This is a genomic window from Micromonospora qiuiae (assembly GCF_016863555.1).
GTDB lineage: Bacteria > Actinomycetota > Actinomycetes > Mycobacteriales > Micromonosporaceae > Micromonospora > Micromonospora qiuiae.
The window spans coordinates 1-13,040 of record NZ_BOPC01000075.1; the positions used below are offsets into that span (position 1 = coordinate 1).

Here is a 13,040-nt window from a genome sequence, read left to right on the forward strand (position 1 = left end):
AGCGGGGAGCGGGGAGCGGGGAGCGGGGAGCGGGGAGCGGGGAGCGGGGAGCGGGGAGCGGGGAGCGGGGTGAGGGGTGAGGGGTGAGGGGTGGGGGGTGGGGGCGGGTTGGTGATTTGTCCCGGGCGACCGGTTTGCGACCGCGATCGGCGGGAAGTCGGTAACCGTGCGAGCTTTGTTGACGAGAATCGAGCAGGCTTCGGGCCTGGACCGCTTCGGCGACCGGTTGCAGAGCGTGGTGCAGGGCGTCCTCCGCCCGCAGCGGATCCGCGACCTGCTGCACGGAGTCTGGCTCGGGCACCCGCTGCACCCGGCGATGGTGCAGGTACCGGTCGGCTCCTGGATCAGCGCGGCCATGCTGGACCTGATGCCCGGCCAGCGACGGGCAGCCACCACACTCACCGCCGTCGGCACCCTGAGCGCGTTGCCGGCGGCCGTCGCCGGGCTCAACGACTGGGCTGCGCTGGCCCGGGACCAACGCCGGATCGGGTTGGTGCACGCCGCGTCGAACACCGTGGCGCTGGCGCTGTACGGGGGCTCGCTGGCCGCGCGGTTCACCGGCCGGCACAACCTCGGTCGTACGCTCGGCTGGCTCGGACTGAGCTCCGCCAGCGCGGGCGCGTACATCGGCGGCCACCTGGCGTACAAGCAGGGCGCCCAGGTGAACGTGAGCGTCGCCGACCTGCACCTGATCAGCGACGGCTGGCACTCCGTCGCCGAGTTGACCGAGCTACCGCAGCGGGAACTGGTCACCCGCAAGGTGGACGACGTGTCGGTGATCGTCTACCGGCACGGCGACGAGGTCACCGTCATGCTGGAGCGTTGCCCGCACCAGAGCGGCCCGCTGGGCGAGGGCGAGGTACGCGAGATCGACGGGCACACCTGCGTGGTGTGTCCCTGGCACGGCAGCACGTTCCGCCTCAACGGTGGCGAGGTGGTGCACGGGCCGTCCCCGAACGATCAGCAGATCCTGCCCACGCGGGTCGTCAAGGGCGTGCTGGAGGCCCGCCTCCCCTGAACGCGCGCCAGCGATCCGGGTCGATCAGTCCCTGCGGTGGCGGCCGGCCGGTAGGCCCGATGGCGGCCTGATCGGTACCCGCTGTCCTCCGGTGGCACGCGCCACCGCCGCCCGGCGGCGCATGCCCAGCACAGCACCGATCTGCGCGCCGACGATGCTGGCCACGGCGAGTACTGCGGAGACCGCAAGGGGTCGATTCACCCGGTCGGGTTCGCTGGCGCTGGCCGCGCCCACCGTGAGTACCGGTGGGTGGCCGCCCGACACGTCGTGGCGCGGCGGTGCGTGTTCCCCGCCCGTCGGTGCCGGTGCCACGGGGGTCAGCTTGCCAGTGCCGTCGGGGTGCTGTGTCGCGCCGTCGGGGTGCTGTGTCGCGCCGTCGGGCTGCGCCGTGCCGTCTGGCGAGGGAACGTGCTGCCTGCCCTCGGTCCGCTCCGGTGCGGCCGAGCCGGGGGACGGAGATGCCGCCCGGGTGACCAGGCGGCCGGTGGCGTGCGGCCGGGAACCCTGGTCCGCCGCCTCACTCGGCAGCTTGATCAGTTGGCCGGGACGGATCCGGTCCGGATCACGGAGCCGGTTGAGGGCGGCCAACTCCCGATAGTCCTCGAAGTCGTCGAGGTATCGCTCGGCGACCTTGCCCAGGTAGTCACCCTTGGCCACCCGGTAGACCGCCGCGCCGGCCGTCGTCGAGCCGTCGTCTCGGGCCGCCGTCGCGGGACCGGCCGCGGTGGAGGCGGCGATCCCGGGTACCGCCGTCGTCGTCACCGGTGGCGCGGCGGCGGCGAAATCGACGGCGGAGGCCGGTGCGGCGGCGAAATCGACGGCGGAGGCCGGTGCGGCGACGGAATCGGCGGCGGAGGTCGGTGCGGTGGCGGAGGCGAAAGTGGCGGCGGAGGTCGGTGCGGAGACCGGGGCGGTGGCGGAGGCGGGAGCGGCGGCGTAGGCCGGGGTGGCGTACGTGCCGGCGGTGTACGCCGTGGTGGCGGCGGTGGCGGCCGGGCTGGCCACCAGGATCAGTGCGACCGACCCGACCAGCGCTGCCGCTGCCCGCTGCTGCCGGCTCATCCCCGGCAGCCGGGGCGCCGGCCGGCGCAGCGCCTGCGCGCCCACCTCGACGAGCACGGAGAGGGCGAACGTGGCCCAACCGAACCACCCGGCCAGCGCCAGCGCCCGCAGGAAGAGTTGCCCGTCGTCGCGGCTGGTCAGCACGGTGCCGATCTCCGCCAGCGTGGGCACGTGGTCGGGCAGTGGATTGCCGGCGAGGGCCAGCAGCGCGATGGGCCCACCAGCCAGCAGGCCGACGAGCACGATGAGTGCCCCGAAGCCGGTCAGCACTCGACCGGCCCGCCGTGCGGCGGTTCCACCCGATGCGGCCATGGCCACCTTCCTTCCCTAGGGTGCCCCGGTCAGCGCCCGCGCGGTCGCCTCGCCGGAGACGGTGACGGTGTTGGAGAAGCCGAAGAGGCCGAGCACGGCCCGGCGGTAGGTGATGGTGACGCGTACCTGGATCAGGGTCTCGCCGTCGACCACCGGGAAGTTGACGCGGTGACCGCTGGCCCCGGCGGCGGAGAGGTAGCGCGCCACAGCCTGCCGGGCCTGCCGCTGGTCGATCCGCTTGGGCCCGCCCTCGATCGCGGTGGCCCGGTCGATGGCCTGGCCCCCCGTGCGGGCCGCCTCGGCGGCCAGGTTCTCGGCGCGTTGCAGCGTACGGAGCTGACCTGCGCCGTCGAACGCCATGCCGATGATGGCGAGCACTCCGAACAGGGCGACGGCGAGGAAGACGCTTACCCGACCGGCATCGCCACGACCTGCGCTCATCCCCGGCTCCGGTAGCGGTCCAGTGGCGAGGTGAATGCCACGGTGATCCGGTTGCCCGCCGGCATGCTCTTCAGGGCGGGCAGCTTGATGTCCTGGTAGGACACTGTGCAGGCGATCTCGACGGTGACCGAGGCGTCCTGCCCGACCTGGCTGCGGAACGCCGCGTCGAAGCTGGTGGACCGGCCGTCGACCGTGCCTCGGAAGGTCACCCGTGGGGCGTCGGCGCAGGACACTTTTCGCCAGTCGAGCTGCCGGCGGGCGGCGTCCCGCGCCTCTCGGCGGGCGGTGGTGGCGTCCCGGGAGATCGACGCCGCTCGGGCCGCGTCGTGCGCGGCGGCCTCGAGCGCCTCGCTGGCCACGGCGGTACGTCCGGCGACGCCGGCCAGCACCATCAGCGCCACGAAGGCGGGCGCCAGGACGGCGACCTCGATCGAGACCGAGCCCCGGCTCACGGCGCTGGGCTCCATCGCTCCACCGTCCCGTGTGCGCTCTGCCGCACAGCGAACTCGACCCCGGGTACGACCGACAGGGACCGGCCGGTGACGGTGCAGGTCACGTCGGTGTCGGTGGTGACGCAGCTCGGCCCCGGCTTGTCCCAGTCGACCAGCCAGTCGCCGGCCTGGCGGAGAAACTTGGTGGCCCGCTCCGCACCGGCACCCGCCGGGGCCTCGTGGAGTCGCTGCGCATTGACGGCGCTCTGCGCGGCGTTGAGCGCGGTCGAGCGGGCCACGAAAACCGCGGCGACCTGGATCGAGGCGAACAACATCAGCAGGATCGCCGGCAGCGCCACCGCCAACTCCACCGGGTTGCCGCCGCGATCCGGAGACCCGTCGGGAAATCTCGCGGGCGGCCGACGGTGCCGGACGGCCACGGCCATCCAGCACCAGCCGGTGGGGAGGGCAGCACGCATGGGTCACTTCGGGTCTTGATGCTTCGGGATGTTGTCCATCCAGTCGTTGGCGGCGCCGAGGGCGGCGGCGGTCACCGCCATCGCCACGGCCACCAGGCCGAAGATGATCACAGCGGTGGGTACCGGGCTGTCGCCACGATCGCCGCGTAGCTCGGCCAGTCGCGCGCGGAGCGCGACGTGCAGATAGGTGAAGGCGGACACTGCTTGCTCCTTTGCTCGGGAGGGGAGGAGAGGGAGGTCAGAGGCGGGCCAGGAACGGGTAGATGGCGAAGCCGAGCAGGACGAAGACCAGCAGCGCGCCGGGGATGTCGAGCCGGCTGGTCACCCCCTCGGCCCGGGCCAGGTTGTCGGTGCGGATCTGGTCGCGCAGCGAGTCGGCCCGGCTGCGCAGCGTCTCGTGCACCTGCGCACCCTCCTTGCCGGAGGAGCGCATGATCGCGCCCACGTCGCCCAGTTCCGGGATGCCGATCTGGTCGGCGAGGTCGCGCAACTCGTCCCAGGGTGAGTGCATCTGCATCTGGGCGATGCGCAGCGCCTCGGAGATCCGGTCGAAGACCCAGCCCTCGCAGATCGCCGCCGCCCGCTCCAGCGACTGCACCGGACCGTGCGCGGCGGACAGTTGCAGCGCCACCAGATCCAGGTAGGTGCAGACCGCCTGGCGGAACTCGTCCCGGGCGACCTCGGCGCGGACGATCACCGACCGGTGCGCGATCAGCGCGCAGAGCAAAGCCAGGCCGAGACCGCCCACCACCGGCACGGCCACCGGCAGCGCGACGCCGACGGTGAACAGCGTGGCGCTGACCAGGGCCGGTCCGGCCAGCCCGATCAGGCCCGACAGCAGCAGGGACAATGCGTACTGCTCGGGGGTGCGGCCGAGCAGGGCCAGTTCCCGGTGCGGCGGGCGCAGCCAGCGGGCCAGCCCGGTGAGCCACTCCAGCCGTCGGTCGGCCGGGTCGAGCCGGGCACCCGCCGGCTGGTGCAGCCGGCGCAACGCCGGGCCGAGGGCGGGGGTCGCCGGCACCAGTTCGCGGACCACCAGGAAGACGCCCAACCCGATCAGGGCGCCGCCGGTGACGGCGACGGTCAGCAGCCAGTTCACGCCACCACCTCCGCCGGATCGGGGGCCGGCAGGAAGCGGGCCGGTCGAGGTGGCTGGCTCATCGAACGCACCCAGGCCAGCAGGCCCACGAAGGCGGCGCCGAGCACCGCCATCACCACCTGACCGAACGGAGTGCCGTACGGCCGGACGTACTCGGTGTTCAGCAGCCCGTACGCGATGGTGGCCAGGGTCATCACGGTCAGGAAGCGGACCGCGAAGCGCGGCTGGGTGCGTTTGGCCTCGACCTCTCGGCGGGTGGCCACCTCGGCCGAGGCCGCCGAGGCGATCGAGCCGAGCACGTCACCGAGCCGGTCGCCCCGATCGGTCAGGTGCAGGATGAGTGCCGCGACCACCTGGTCACAGACCGGGTCGCCGATCTCGTCGGCGAAGGCCAGCAGGGCGGCGCGGGCCAGCCAGCCGGCCTGGAGCCGGGCGGCGAGCAGGCGTACCTCCTCCTGGATCTCCTCTGGGGCGGTGGGTACCGTGCCGATGATCGCCTGTTGGAGCCCCTGGCCGGTGGCGGAGACGTCCTTGAGCCGGCGGGTCCACTCGCCGACCGCCTCGATCCGGGCGATGGCACGCTGCTCGGCCCGGCCCACGGAGAACAGCCACGGCGTGCCGGGCACCGCCACCGCGACCAGCAGGCCGACCACCGGCAGGCCGGTCAGGAGAAAGGCCAGCGCGCCGGCGACCAGCGCACCGACCAGCAACGCCTGGTGCGTCCGCCGCTCGCGTAGCGTGCCCGAGCCGCGCCATGCCCGGGCGATTCCCGGTCCCGCGCCGGGGGCCCGACCGGGCGGGTTCCGGGTGCCGACGAGGGCGACGACCGCCAGCACCAGTCCGGCCACGCAGGCCGCACCGGAAACCATCGCGATCAGTTCGATGTTGTCGCGCACGGCTCACCGCCAACCGAGTCGCGTCTGCTTGGGGCGGCGCCAGGCGCCCTGGCCGGCCTCGATCCAGCGGCTCAGCAACCGCGCGTCGTAGCCCACCCGCAGCAACTGCTCCCGGACCCGCTCGGGCAGGTGTCGCGGCACCGCCCGACCGTCCGGCCCCGGCCCGAACACCTGCGTGGTGGCGATCCGACTGCCCTCGCTGACGCCAAGCACCTCCTCGACGTGCGAGACGTAGCGGTGCTTGCGCCCGCCGATGCCGGTCTCGTCCTCGACGGTGACGTAGACGATGAGGTCGAGCGCGTTGCCGGCCATCCGGCGGGCCTGGTCGACCGTCATCTCCCGGCCGTGCGCCAGAGCCAGCTCGATGATCCGTTCGCTCACCCCGCCCGGGCTACGCGCGTGGATCGTGCACATCGAGCCCCGGCTGGTGGTCATCGCCTGAAGCATCGGCACGATCTCCCGGGACCGCACCTCGCCCACGATGATCCGCAGTACGCCCATCCGCAGCGAGACCGGGATCAGGTCGGCGATGCTCACCTCGCCGGCCGGTCGGCCGTCCGGCCCGCGTTCGCCGTGCCCCTCCCGGGCCTCGAAGCTCATCACCGCCCGGTGCCGCTCGGTGCGGCGGGCCGGCAGCAGCTCGCGGCTCTCCTCCAACAGCACGTACGGCTCGTCCGGTGGGATCTCGCTCATCAACGCCCGGATCACGGTGGTCTTACCGGCCCCGGCCAGCCCGGCGACCATGATGTTCAGCCCGGACCGCAGCGACGCGCGAAGGAAGTCGCGCAGCAACGGGTCGATCATCTCGTCCAGGTCGCCGCGGGAGCCGGCCAGGTCGTCCAGGGTCACGTCGAGGGTGTTGTGCTTCCGGATCACCGCGTACGGGCGGTGGCTGACCAGGAACACCGCCGCGAGCCGGCTGCCGTCAGGCAGTTGCAGGTCGAGGGTGGGCTTCGAGGTCGACAGGGAACGTTCAGTCGCACCGGCCCGGCGGGCCGCCGCCTGGAGGATCTCCACCAGCTCGTCGTCGCTGTCGGCGATCGGTTCGGCCCACTCCACGCCGCCGCCGTGCCGGGTGACGCGTACCTGGTCGCAGCCGAGGATGTGCACCTCCTCGATGGTGTCGTCGACGAGCAGCGTCTGGAGCCGGCCGAGACCGGCCAACTCGGCGGTGACCTGGTCGAGCAGCAGCCGCTCCTCGCCGGCGGGCATCGGGGTGCCGGCGCGGCGTACCGAGTCGGCGTATTCGGCGACCAGTTCCACCGCGAGCCGGGCCCGCTCGGTGTCCTCCTCGTCGACGCTGAACTCCCGGCCGCGCTGCCACCGGGTGAGCCGCTCGCTGAGTTCCCGCCGCAGCTCGCGGACCACCTGGAAGTCCGTCCGGGGGCGGGGTGGCGTCTCGGGCGACACCGGCACCACGGCTACCGGCACCGGGTGGTGCGGCCGGCCGTTGGCCGGCGGCAGCGGTGGGGCGATCGAGGTGACCCCGGGCGGTTGCCGGCGGGGATCCGACGAGACCGGTTCAAACCGCATCCGGCACCCCCTGGGAGACCGGCCGCGCCAGCCGCGCCCGCCGCCGCTCCAACAGGGCGCCGATCGGCGCCTCCAACCCGCGGGCCGCGCGCAGCAACGGCCGTCCGGTGCGCACGGTGCCGCCCAGGCTCAACACCTCGGCGGTACGCGGATCGTGCGGCAGCCGGGCGATCACCGGCAGCCCGAGCGCCTTGCTGATCTCGCCCTTGCCGTGGCCGCCGCCGACCAGTAGGAGCTGCAGCGTGCCCGGCTGCACCCGGTGCTCGGTGAAGTCCCGATAAATGGCGTGGATCGTGGCGCGGGCGCTGGACAGGTCGGGTAGCTGTGCCCGGGTCACCACCAGCACCACCGACGCGGCGCGCAGCATCGGCCACGGCGTACCGACCGCGTGCAACCGGCCGCAGTCGACCAGCACGTCGTACGGCGGGTCGCCCTGCTCGAGCCCGGTGAAGAAGTCGGCGAAGCGCTGCCAGAGCGGGACGACGCTGCCCGTCTGTGCGGGATCGACGACCCCGGGCAGCAGCAGGCGTTCGCGGTGTGGCGCGTCCAGGTCGACCAGCTGTGACCAGAACGCCGTCTCCAGGTTGCCGTCGCGCAGTTCGCCGACGGCCAGTTCGCCGATGCCGCGCCGTCCGTCGAGCGCACCGCCGAGATAGCCGGCGAGCACCGCGCCGCCGGCCGGGTCGCACTCGGCGAGGATCAGCCGCCGGCCCCAGCTCAACGTGCAGGCCAGCGCGGTGGTGGTGACCCCCGGCGAGCCCTTGGCCGAGACCAACGCGATGATCGCCATGTTCAGGCCGCCCGGGTCAGCACGAGGGCGATCCGGTCCTGCGCGGCCAGCGCGACCACGGCCGGTACGTCCCGGACGGCGAGGGCCAGGTAGACCACCACCTCGTCGCGGCCTTCGGTGCTGACCGCATCGGTGACGGTGGCGGTGAACCGGGTGGCGCCTCCGGAGGGGCTGCCGCGATCCTCGCTCGGCGTGCTGACCAGCAGCACCTGGTCGCCGGGGCGGAGCTTCGGGGCGGGCACCTGGGCCGCGCGCAGGCCGAGCGCGAGCTGTTGCTGCCCGGGGCCGAGCAGCGGTTCGTCGGTGAGCTGCGCCATGGTCAGCAACGTTCCCGGGGTGAGCGAGACGGCGGCGCGCATGCCGACCACGTCGGCGAGTTGGTCGGCCGGCACCGGGTCGAGCCCCTGCCCGCCGGCCACCTGCACCGACACCAGGTCGTCGGCGCTGAGCACGCCGCCGACCTCTACCGTCCGAGCCACCGCCAGGTAGCTGCCGGTCGCCCGGACCGAGGTGACCGCGAACGCCGAGCCCAACCCGCCGAGCGCGATCAGCAGCACGGCCAGACCGAGCAGGCCGGGGCGTACCCGGCGCTGCCGGACCACCCGGGGTGGGGCGACCGGCGTGTCCACCGGAGAGGTTCCGTCGCGGGTCGCCACGCTCATCGGGTCACCACCTGAAGCTCGTTGATCTGGATGCTGACCGGGTCGGTGGTGCGGGTGACGCCCGGAATGTTGTCGGACCTGCCGCTGCTGCTGCGCCACTCGACGGTCCAGTGCGCGGTTGCCCGGACCTGGTAGGTCCCGGCCTTCGGGTAGCCGCTGTCGTATCCACAGTCGGGGGAGGGGCGGCCGGCGTACCGGCTCGTGGCGTCGTACCGGGTGCCGGGCCCGGTGCAGCTGACCTCGACCCCGTTGCCCATGTCCCAGACGACCTCATCGACCCGGGCCTCGATGGTGACTGTCAGGCCCCGGTCCGTGGCGGAGGCGCTCAGCGGGCCGAACTGGTTCGGCCCTCGTTGGGCCCACATCCAGACCGGCAGGCCGACCAACCCGGGGCCGATGTTCTTCCGGGGCGCGACCGAGATCCGGGGTGCCAGCAGGGTGATCGAGGCGAAAGCCCGGCGGGCCAGCTCCTCCGGGTCCGGCGGGGCACCGAAGCCCGGTGGCGGCACGGCCAGCAGCCGAAGGCTCACGTCGCTGATCGCGCCGCCGTAACAGCTACGCGTGTAGTACTGGTAGCCCTCGGGTGGTTCCTCCGGCGGCGACTCGGCGATCTTGTAGTAGCAGCCCTCGCCGCTGCTGAACCAGCCGAGCGTCTCCTCGTAGCAGGGGACGGTCCGCCCCTTCCACTGGCAGACGCCCCCGCCCCCGTCGCCGTTGCCGCCACCGCCGTTGCCGCCGCCACCGTTGTTGTCGCCACCGCCTGGTGTGCCCGGGTCGTCATCCCAGACGTTGCAGTTCGGTTGCGCAGGCGGGCAGTTCCCACCCGGGCCGGCCGCGGTCGCTGGCACCACCGGACCGATCGCCAGCAGCAGGGCCAGGCCGGCAGCGAGCAGGGCCCGCCGGCCGACGGTCAACCATCGGCGGTCTGCGCCACGAGGGAGATCAGCGGCTCTGCGGGTGCCGGTCTGGCCGGCGCTCCGGGTCGTGGCCGGGGTCAGCACGGCTGGTCCTGGTGGGCTGTGCCAGCGCTGATCCGCCAGCGGCCGTCGGGATGGCGGGTGGCGGTCGCGGTGGCCAGATGCCGCGTGCCCCGCGTGCCGGGCACCGCCTTCCGGTCCTTCACGTAGACCATCCGGTAGCCGGTGGCGTCCACACAGTCCTGGATCTCCACGCTGGGCGGCTTCGCGTCCAGGTGCACCGAGACCACCGTGGGATCGGAGCGCAGCGTGCCGACGCTGACGGCGCCGTGCCGGTGGGCCTGGAGAAGGCTGAACCGGACCCGGGTCAGCAGGGGGTCGGCCAGGAACCGGCTGAGTTCCGGGTGTTGTGGATCGCTCTGCCGGCTCGCCGTACGGGAGGCGGCCAGGTATCCGGCGTAGGCCTGAAGGGCCGCCTCTTCCGCTGCCCGTTCGTCGGCGGCCCGCTCGGCGCCGACGGCCCTGTCCCGTTCCTTGCCGGCGCCGACGGTCACCTCCTGCGGGCCGCCGCAGGCGGTGGTGGTGCCGACCGCGGCCACCGCGACCAGGCTGGCCGTCCAACGGCTCAGCTGCCGTGCTCGCACCGTCGTGCCCTCCTCGGGTGCCGGCCCGGCGACCGCCGTCGCCGGCGTCTGGGACGTGCGGCAGCGCCGCGGGGAGGGCCGCTGACGGTCCTGTCCAGTACGCAGCCGCATTTACCCTTGCGGATCACTTACAAATGCTTCGTCCTACATGGTCGTGGCCGACAGGCGTGGGTTGCATCACATCCAAGGGGCGAGCATAGGCTGGCGCCGGCCAATGCAACAGAGGCAATTCAGTCGAACACTGTGAGTGACGAACGGTGGTGGTTCCGGATGATTACCCGCAGGCCTTCGGCGAGGTTTGACGGCGCGTGGGCGCTTGGCGGGTCCGGCTCGCGGCCCGGACCGACCTGGCTCCGAGCGAGGTGCCGGACGGTCGGTCGGAATGGGGCAGGAAATGGTGGCTTGCCCGGTCCGTCCCCGAGAAAATCGCGAGGAATGGGGCGTGAATTGCATGCAATGGGAATTCCATTTAGCACTCCGGAGCATTCCGGTCCGACCGCTTCCGTTGCTTCGGGCGTCCGCGCGGGGTGTGTGAACCGCCACTCGCATCCGGCGGTGAGACTACGTTGCGTGGTCGCTCCCGTCGGCTGGTCCGCGTGAGCCGCCCGCCCGCCGCCACAGCGGTGGAGAGCCGGACCGACCATGTACGGCCCGAGCGTTTCCGGACCCGCTGGTCCCGGCCGCTGGCCGTGCTGGCGCTCGCCCCACTGCTGCGGTACGCCGTCGCCCGGCACGCCGTACCCCCGGGAGCCGCTCGCCGGAGCGGCTGTGATGCCTGCGGTGCGCCCGTCGGCCTGACCCACCCGTGGCCGGCGCTCGGACCCCGGGCGCGGTGCGGCGGATGCGCTGCCCGGGTCGGTGCTCCGCCGGCCGCCGTCGAGTTGACCGTTGCCGCGGTCGCCCTGGTCCTGCTGCTGGCTCGCCCACCCGCCGGGGAACTGATCGCCACGGCCTGGTGGCTGGCCTTCGCCGTGCCGCTGCTGTTCGTGGACGTCGCGGTGCACCGGCTGCCCGACCGGCTCACCCTGCCTGCGGCGGCCGGCACCTGGCTGCTGCTCGGGCTGGCCGCCCTGGCCGGCGCCGGTGCGGCACCGTGGCTACGCGCGGCCGCCGCCGCGCTCGGGCTGGCCCTCTTCTTCGCCGCCACCACGCTGCTGCTCGGCGCGCGCGGCTTCGGCATCGGCGACGCCAAGCTCGCCCTGGGTGCGGGCGCGTTGCTCGGCTGGTACGGCTGGACCGTCCCGCTGCTCGGGCTGCTGATCGCGCTGACACTCTCCGGCCTGGTCGCCCTGGCGCTGCTGGTCACCCGACGGGCCGCCTGGTCCAGCCACCTACCGTTCGGGCCGTACCTGGTGCTCGGCACCCTCGGCGCGCTCCTGCTGGTCTGGTGAGCGGTGAAGGAAGGGCCCCCTTTTAACGCCTGCGGTAGAGGAGGGGCCCCCTTTTAACAGTTCGGCTCGTCACGCCGGCAGCGCTAGAGTCCGCTGGTGCCCGAACTGCAACGGCTCGCCCCCGAGCATGCCGACGCGCTGCTGGCGTTCGAACTGGAGAACCGGGAGTGGTTCGCGCGTACCGTGCCGGACCGGGGGGACGAGTACTTCGCTCGGTTCGCCGACCGGCTCGCCGCGCTCCTCGCCGAGCAGGCCACCGGCCGCTGCCACTTCCACCTCCTGCTGGCCGACGCCGAGGTGCTGGGGCGGTTCAACCTGGTCGACGTCTCCGACGGCGAGGCCGAGTTGGGTTACCGGGTGGCACAGCGCATCGCCGGGCGCGGGGTGGCCAGCGACGGCGTCCGGCGGGTCATCGCGCTCGCCCGTGAGGCGTACGGGCTGCGCCGGCTGACCGCCGTGGCCACCCTGGACAATCCCGCCTCGCTGGCGGTGCTCCGGCGTACCGGATTCGTCCCCGACGGCGCGGTGTCGGTCGCCGGGCGTCCTGGGCTGCGGCAGGTGCTCTCGCTGGTCGCCGAGGAGTGACCTCGGGCGTCAGCGGACGGCGGCTGGAGAGACGGCCACGGCCGGCTCTGGAGCGACCAGCGCCTGCTTCCGGACGCCCCGGACGATCAGGTAGCCGAGCATCCAGAACTCGCCGACCGTGGCGGGGAGCACGAGGAGGTCCGCGATGACGCCCGCGCCGGGGGCGAGGTACGCGGCGAACGTGCTGAACACGTAGCCAGCGCCGCCGACGACGAGGAGCCAGCCGAGCGTACGGGGCAGCCATCCCGACCGGAGCACGCACCAGCCCATGGGGACGAGCCAGAGCCCGAAGAACAGTCCACCGACGACCCAGAGGTTGCCGCTGACCAGGTACAACAGTTGGACGCTGCTGGCGGCGTCGCCGGCCGGCGTGCTCGCCACCTCGGTCGCGGTGGCGAGCAGCGCGGCGCTGCCCAGGATCGCGACGGCGTTGACCATGCCGAAGGCCGCGATGCTGCCGGCGGCGGTGGCGTCGACCGCGCGGAACAGCCGGTAGAACCAGACGGCGGTGAACGTCTGGGTGAGCACGACGAGCAGTTCGAGGGCGATCGCGACGCGCGCCAGGGACTCGTGCTCGACCAGGTGGGTGAGGGTCGCGTCGGCGTCACCGGCCACGAAGAGTCGCGGCCGGACGGTCAGGAAGCCGAGTGCGCCGGCGATGGCAAGGCTGAGGTAGAACAACCCGGTCGTCCGGGCGGTGCGGGTCAGCGGATGCATGAGGACTCCTCGGGTCGCGCGTCAGCGCCGGGCCGGCTCCGCCCCGGCAATGGTCGGAGGCCA

16 protein-coding genes are annotated in these 13,040 nt (G+C 73.2%); 3 read left to right on the forward strand and 13 right to left on the reverse strand.

Translation table 11 applies throughout. The features are described from left to right. Nucleotides 1-166: 166 nt before the first annotated feature. A complete protein-coding gene (locus tag Vqi01_RS23405) occupies nucleotides 167-1,018 on the forward strand; it encodes a Rieske (2Fe-2S) protein (protein WP_204036995.1) in 852 nt (283 codons plus the stop codon). Nucleotides 1,019-1,042: 24 nt separating this feature from the next. On the opposite strand, the gene Vqi01_RS23410 is transcribed toward Vqi01_RS23405, so the two are convergent. The 12 genes from Vqi01_RS23410 to Vqi01_RS23465 form a co-directional block, all read right to left on the reverse strand. Beyond that, nucleotides 1,043-2,392, reverse strand: a complete 1,350-nt coding sequence (locus Vqi01_RS23410) for a LysM peptidoglycan-binding domain-containing protein (protein WP_204036996.1) — start codon at nucleotides 2,390-2,392, stop codon at nucleotides 1,043-1,045. Nucleotides 2,393-2,407: 15 nt separating this feature from the next. After that, nucleotides 2,408-2,833 (reverse strand): hypothetical protein, encoded by a 426-nt coding sequence (locus Vqi01_RS23415; RefSeq protein ID WP_204036997.1) that lies wholly within the window; start codon nucleotides 2,831-2,833, stop codon nucleotides 2,408-2,410. Then, nucleotides 2,830-3,300, reverse strand: coding sequence for a TadE/TadG family type IV pilus assembly protein (locus tag Vqi01_RS23420; protein ID WP_204036998.1), 471 nt, complete (start codon nucleotides 3,298-3,300; stop codon nucleotides 2,830-2,832). The genes Vqi01_RS23415 and Vqi01_RS23420 overlap by 4 nt, the downstream gene beginning before the upstream one ends. After that, nucleotides 3,282-3,710: a TadE family protein gene (locus Vqi01_RS23425; protein WP_239098612.1), complete on the reverse strand. Its 429-nt coding sequence runs from the start codon at nucleotides 3,708-3,710 to the stop codon at nucleotides 3,282-3,284. Before Vqi01_RS23425 ends, Vqi01_RS23420 begins: the two co-directional genes overlap by 19 nt. 36 nt (nucleotides 3,711-3,746) lie before the next feature. Next, nucleotides 3,747-3,944 (reverse strand): hypothetical protein, encoded by a 198-nt coding sequence (locus Vqi01_RS23430; RefSeq protein ID WP_204037000.1) that lies wholly within the window; start codon nucleotides 3,942-3,944, stop codon nucleotides 3,747-3,749. Between the two features lie 37 nt (nucleotides 3,945-3,981). Then, nucleotides 3,982-4,842: a type II secretion system F family protein gene (locus Vqi01_RS23435; RefSeq protein WP_204037001.1), complete on the reverse strand. Its 861-nt coding sequence runs from the start codon at nucleotides 4,840-4,842 to the stop codon at nucleotides 3,982-3,984. Further along, nucleotides 4,839-5,711 carry a type II secretion system F family protein gene (locus Vqi01_RS23440; RefSeq protein ID WP_239098613.1) on the reverse strand — a complete coding sequence of 291 codons (873 nt, stop codon included), beginning with the start codon at nucleotides 5,709-5,711 and terminating at the stop codon, nucleotides 4,839-4,841. The genes Vqi01_RS23435 and Vqi01_RS23440 overlap by 4 nt, the downstream gene beginning before the upstream one ends. A 30-nt stretch (nucleotides 5,712-5,741) precedes the next feature. Then, nucleotides 5,742-7,271 carry a TadA family conjugal transfer-associated ATPase gene (locus tag Vqi01_RS23445; RefSeq protein WP_204037003.1) on the reverse strand — a complete coding sequence of 510 codons (1,530 nt, stop codon included), beginning with the start codon at nucleotides 7,269-7,271 and terminating at the stop codon, nucleotides 5,742-5,744. Beyond that, the gene (locus tag Vqi01_RS23450) at nucleotides 7,261-8,061 is read right to left on the reverse strand and encodes a CpaE/TadZ family protein (protein ID WP_204037004.1); all 801 of its coding nucleotides are present in this window, start codon (nucleotides 8,059-8,061) and stop codon (nucleotides 7,261-7,263) included. Before Vqi01_RS23450 ends, Vqi01_RS23445 begins: the two co-directional genes overlap by 11 nt. Before the next feature lie 2 nt (nucleotides 8,062-8,063). Then, the gene (locus tag Vqi01_RS23455; protein WP_204037005.1) at nucleotides 8,064-8,723 is read right to left on the reverse strand and encodes an SAF domain-containing protein; all 660 of its coding nucleotides are present in this window, start codon (nucleotides 8,721-8,723) and stop codon (nucleotides 8,064-8,066) included. Beyond that, the gene (locus Vqi01_RS23460; RefSeq protein WP_204037006.1) at nucleotides 8,720-9,637 is read right to left on the reverse strand and encodes a hypothetical protein; all 918 of its coding nucleotides are present in this window, start codon (nucleotides 9,635-9,637) and stop codon (nucleotides 8,720-8,722) included. The genes Vqi01_RS23455 and Vqi01_RS23460 overlap by 4 nt, the downstream gene beginning before the upstream one ends. Nucleotides 9,638-9,717: 80 nt before the next feature. Further along, nucleotides 9,718-10,284 carry a hypothetical protein gene (locus tag Vqi01_RS23465; protein ID WP_204037007.1) on the reverse strand — a complete coding sequence of 189 codons (567 nt, stop codon included), beginning with the start codon at nucleotides 10,282-10,284 and terminating at the stop codon, nucleotides 9,718-9,720. A 623-nt stretch (nucleotides 10,285-10,907) separates the two neighbouring features. On the opposite strand from Vqi01_RS23465, the gene Vqi01_RS23470 reads away from it, so the two are divergent. Both Vqi01_RS23470 and Vqi01_RS23475 read left to right on the forward strand, forming a co-directional pair. After that, a complete protein-coding gene (locus tag Vqi01_RS23470) occupies nucleotides 10,908-11,675 on the forward strand; it encodes a prepilin peptidase (protein WP_372444419.1) in 768 nt (255 codons plus the stop codon). 96 nt (nucleotides 11,676-11,771) lie between these two features. After that, nucleotides 11,772-12,260, forward strand: a complete 489-nt coding sequence (locus Vqi01_RS23475; protein ID WP_204037008.1) for a GNAT family N-acetyltransferase — start codon at nucleotides 11,772-11,774, stop codon at nucleotides 12,258-12,260. Between the two features lie 9 nt (nucleotides 12,261-12,269). Here the strand turns inward: Vqi01_RS23475 and Vqi01_RS23480 are convergent, their stop codons facing one another. Beyond that, on the reverse strand, nucleotides 12,270-12,977 hold the full coding sequence (locus Vqi01_RS23480; RefSeq protein ID WP_204037009.1) for a DUF4386 domain-containing protein: 708 nt from the start codon (nucleotides 12,975-12,977) through the stop codon (nucleotides 12,270-12,272). Between the last annotated feature and the right edge of the window lie 63 nt (nucleotides 12,978-13,040).

Bases quoted from the DNA above. Each gene is read 5' to 3' on its own strand.
- Vqi01_RS23410 (WP_204036996.1), bottom strand. From the start codon at position 2,392: ATGGCCGCATCGGGTGGAACCGCCGCACGGCGGGCCGGTCGAGTGCTG.
- Vqi01_RS23415 (WP_204036997.1), bottom strand. From the start codon at position 2,833: ATGAGCGCAGGTCGTGGCGATGCCGGTCGGGTAAGCGTCTTCCTCGCC.
- Vqi01_RS23420 (WP_204036998.1), bottom strand. From the start codon at position 3,300: ATGGAGCCCAGCGCCGTGAGCCGGGGCTCGGTCTCGATCGAGGTCGCC.
- Vqi01_RS23425 (WP_239098612.1), bottom strand. From the start codon at position 3,710: ATGGCCGTGGCCGTCCGGCACCGTCGGCCGCCCGCGAGATTTCCCGAC.
- Vqi01_RS23440 (WP_239098613.1), bottom strand. From the start codon at position 5,711: ATGGTTTCCGGTGCGGCCTGCGTGGCCGGACTGGTGCTGGCGGTCGTC.
- Vqi01_RS23445 (WP_204037003.1), bottom strand. From the start codon at position 7,271: ATGCGGTTTGAACCGGTCTCGTCGGATCCCCGCCGGCAACCGCCCGGG.
- Vqi01_RS23450 (WP_204037004.1), bottom strand. From the start codon at position 8,061: ATGGCGATCATCGCGTTGGTCTCGGCCAAGGGCTCGCCGGGGGTCACC.
- Vqi01_RS23455 (WP_204037005.1), bottom strand. From the start codon at position 8,723: ATGAGCGTGGCGACCCGCGACGGAACCTCTCCGGTGGACACGCCGGTC.
- Vqi01_RS23480 (WP_204037009.1), bottom strand. From the start codon at position 12,977: ATGCATCCGCTGACCCGCACCGCCCGGACGACCGGGTTGTTCTACCTC.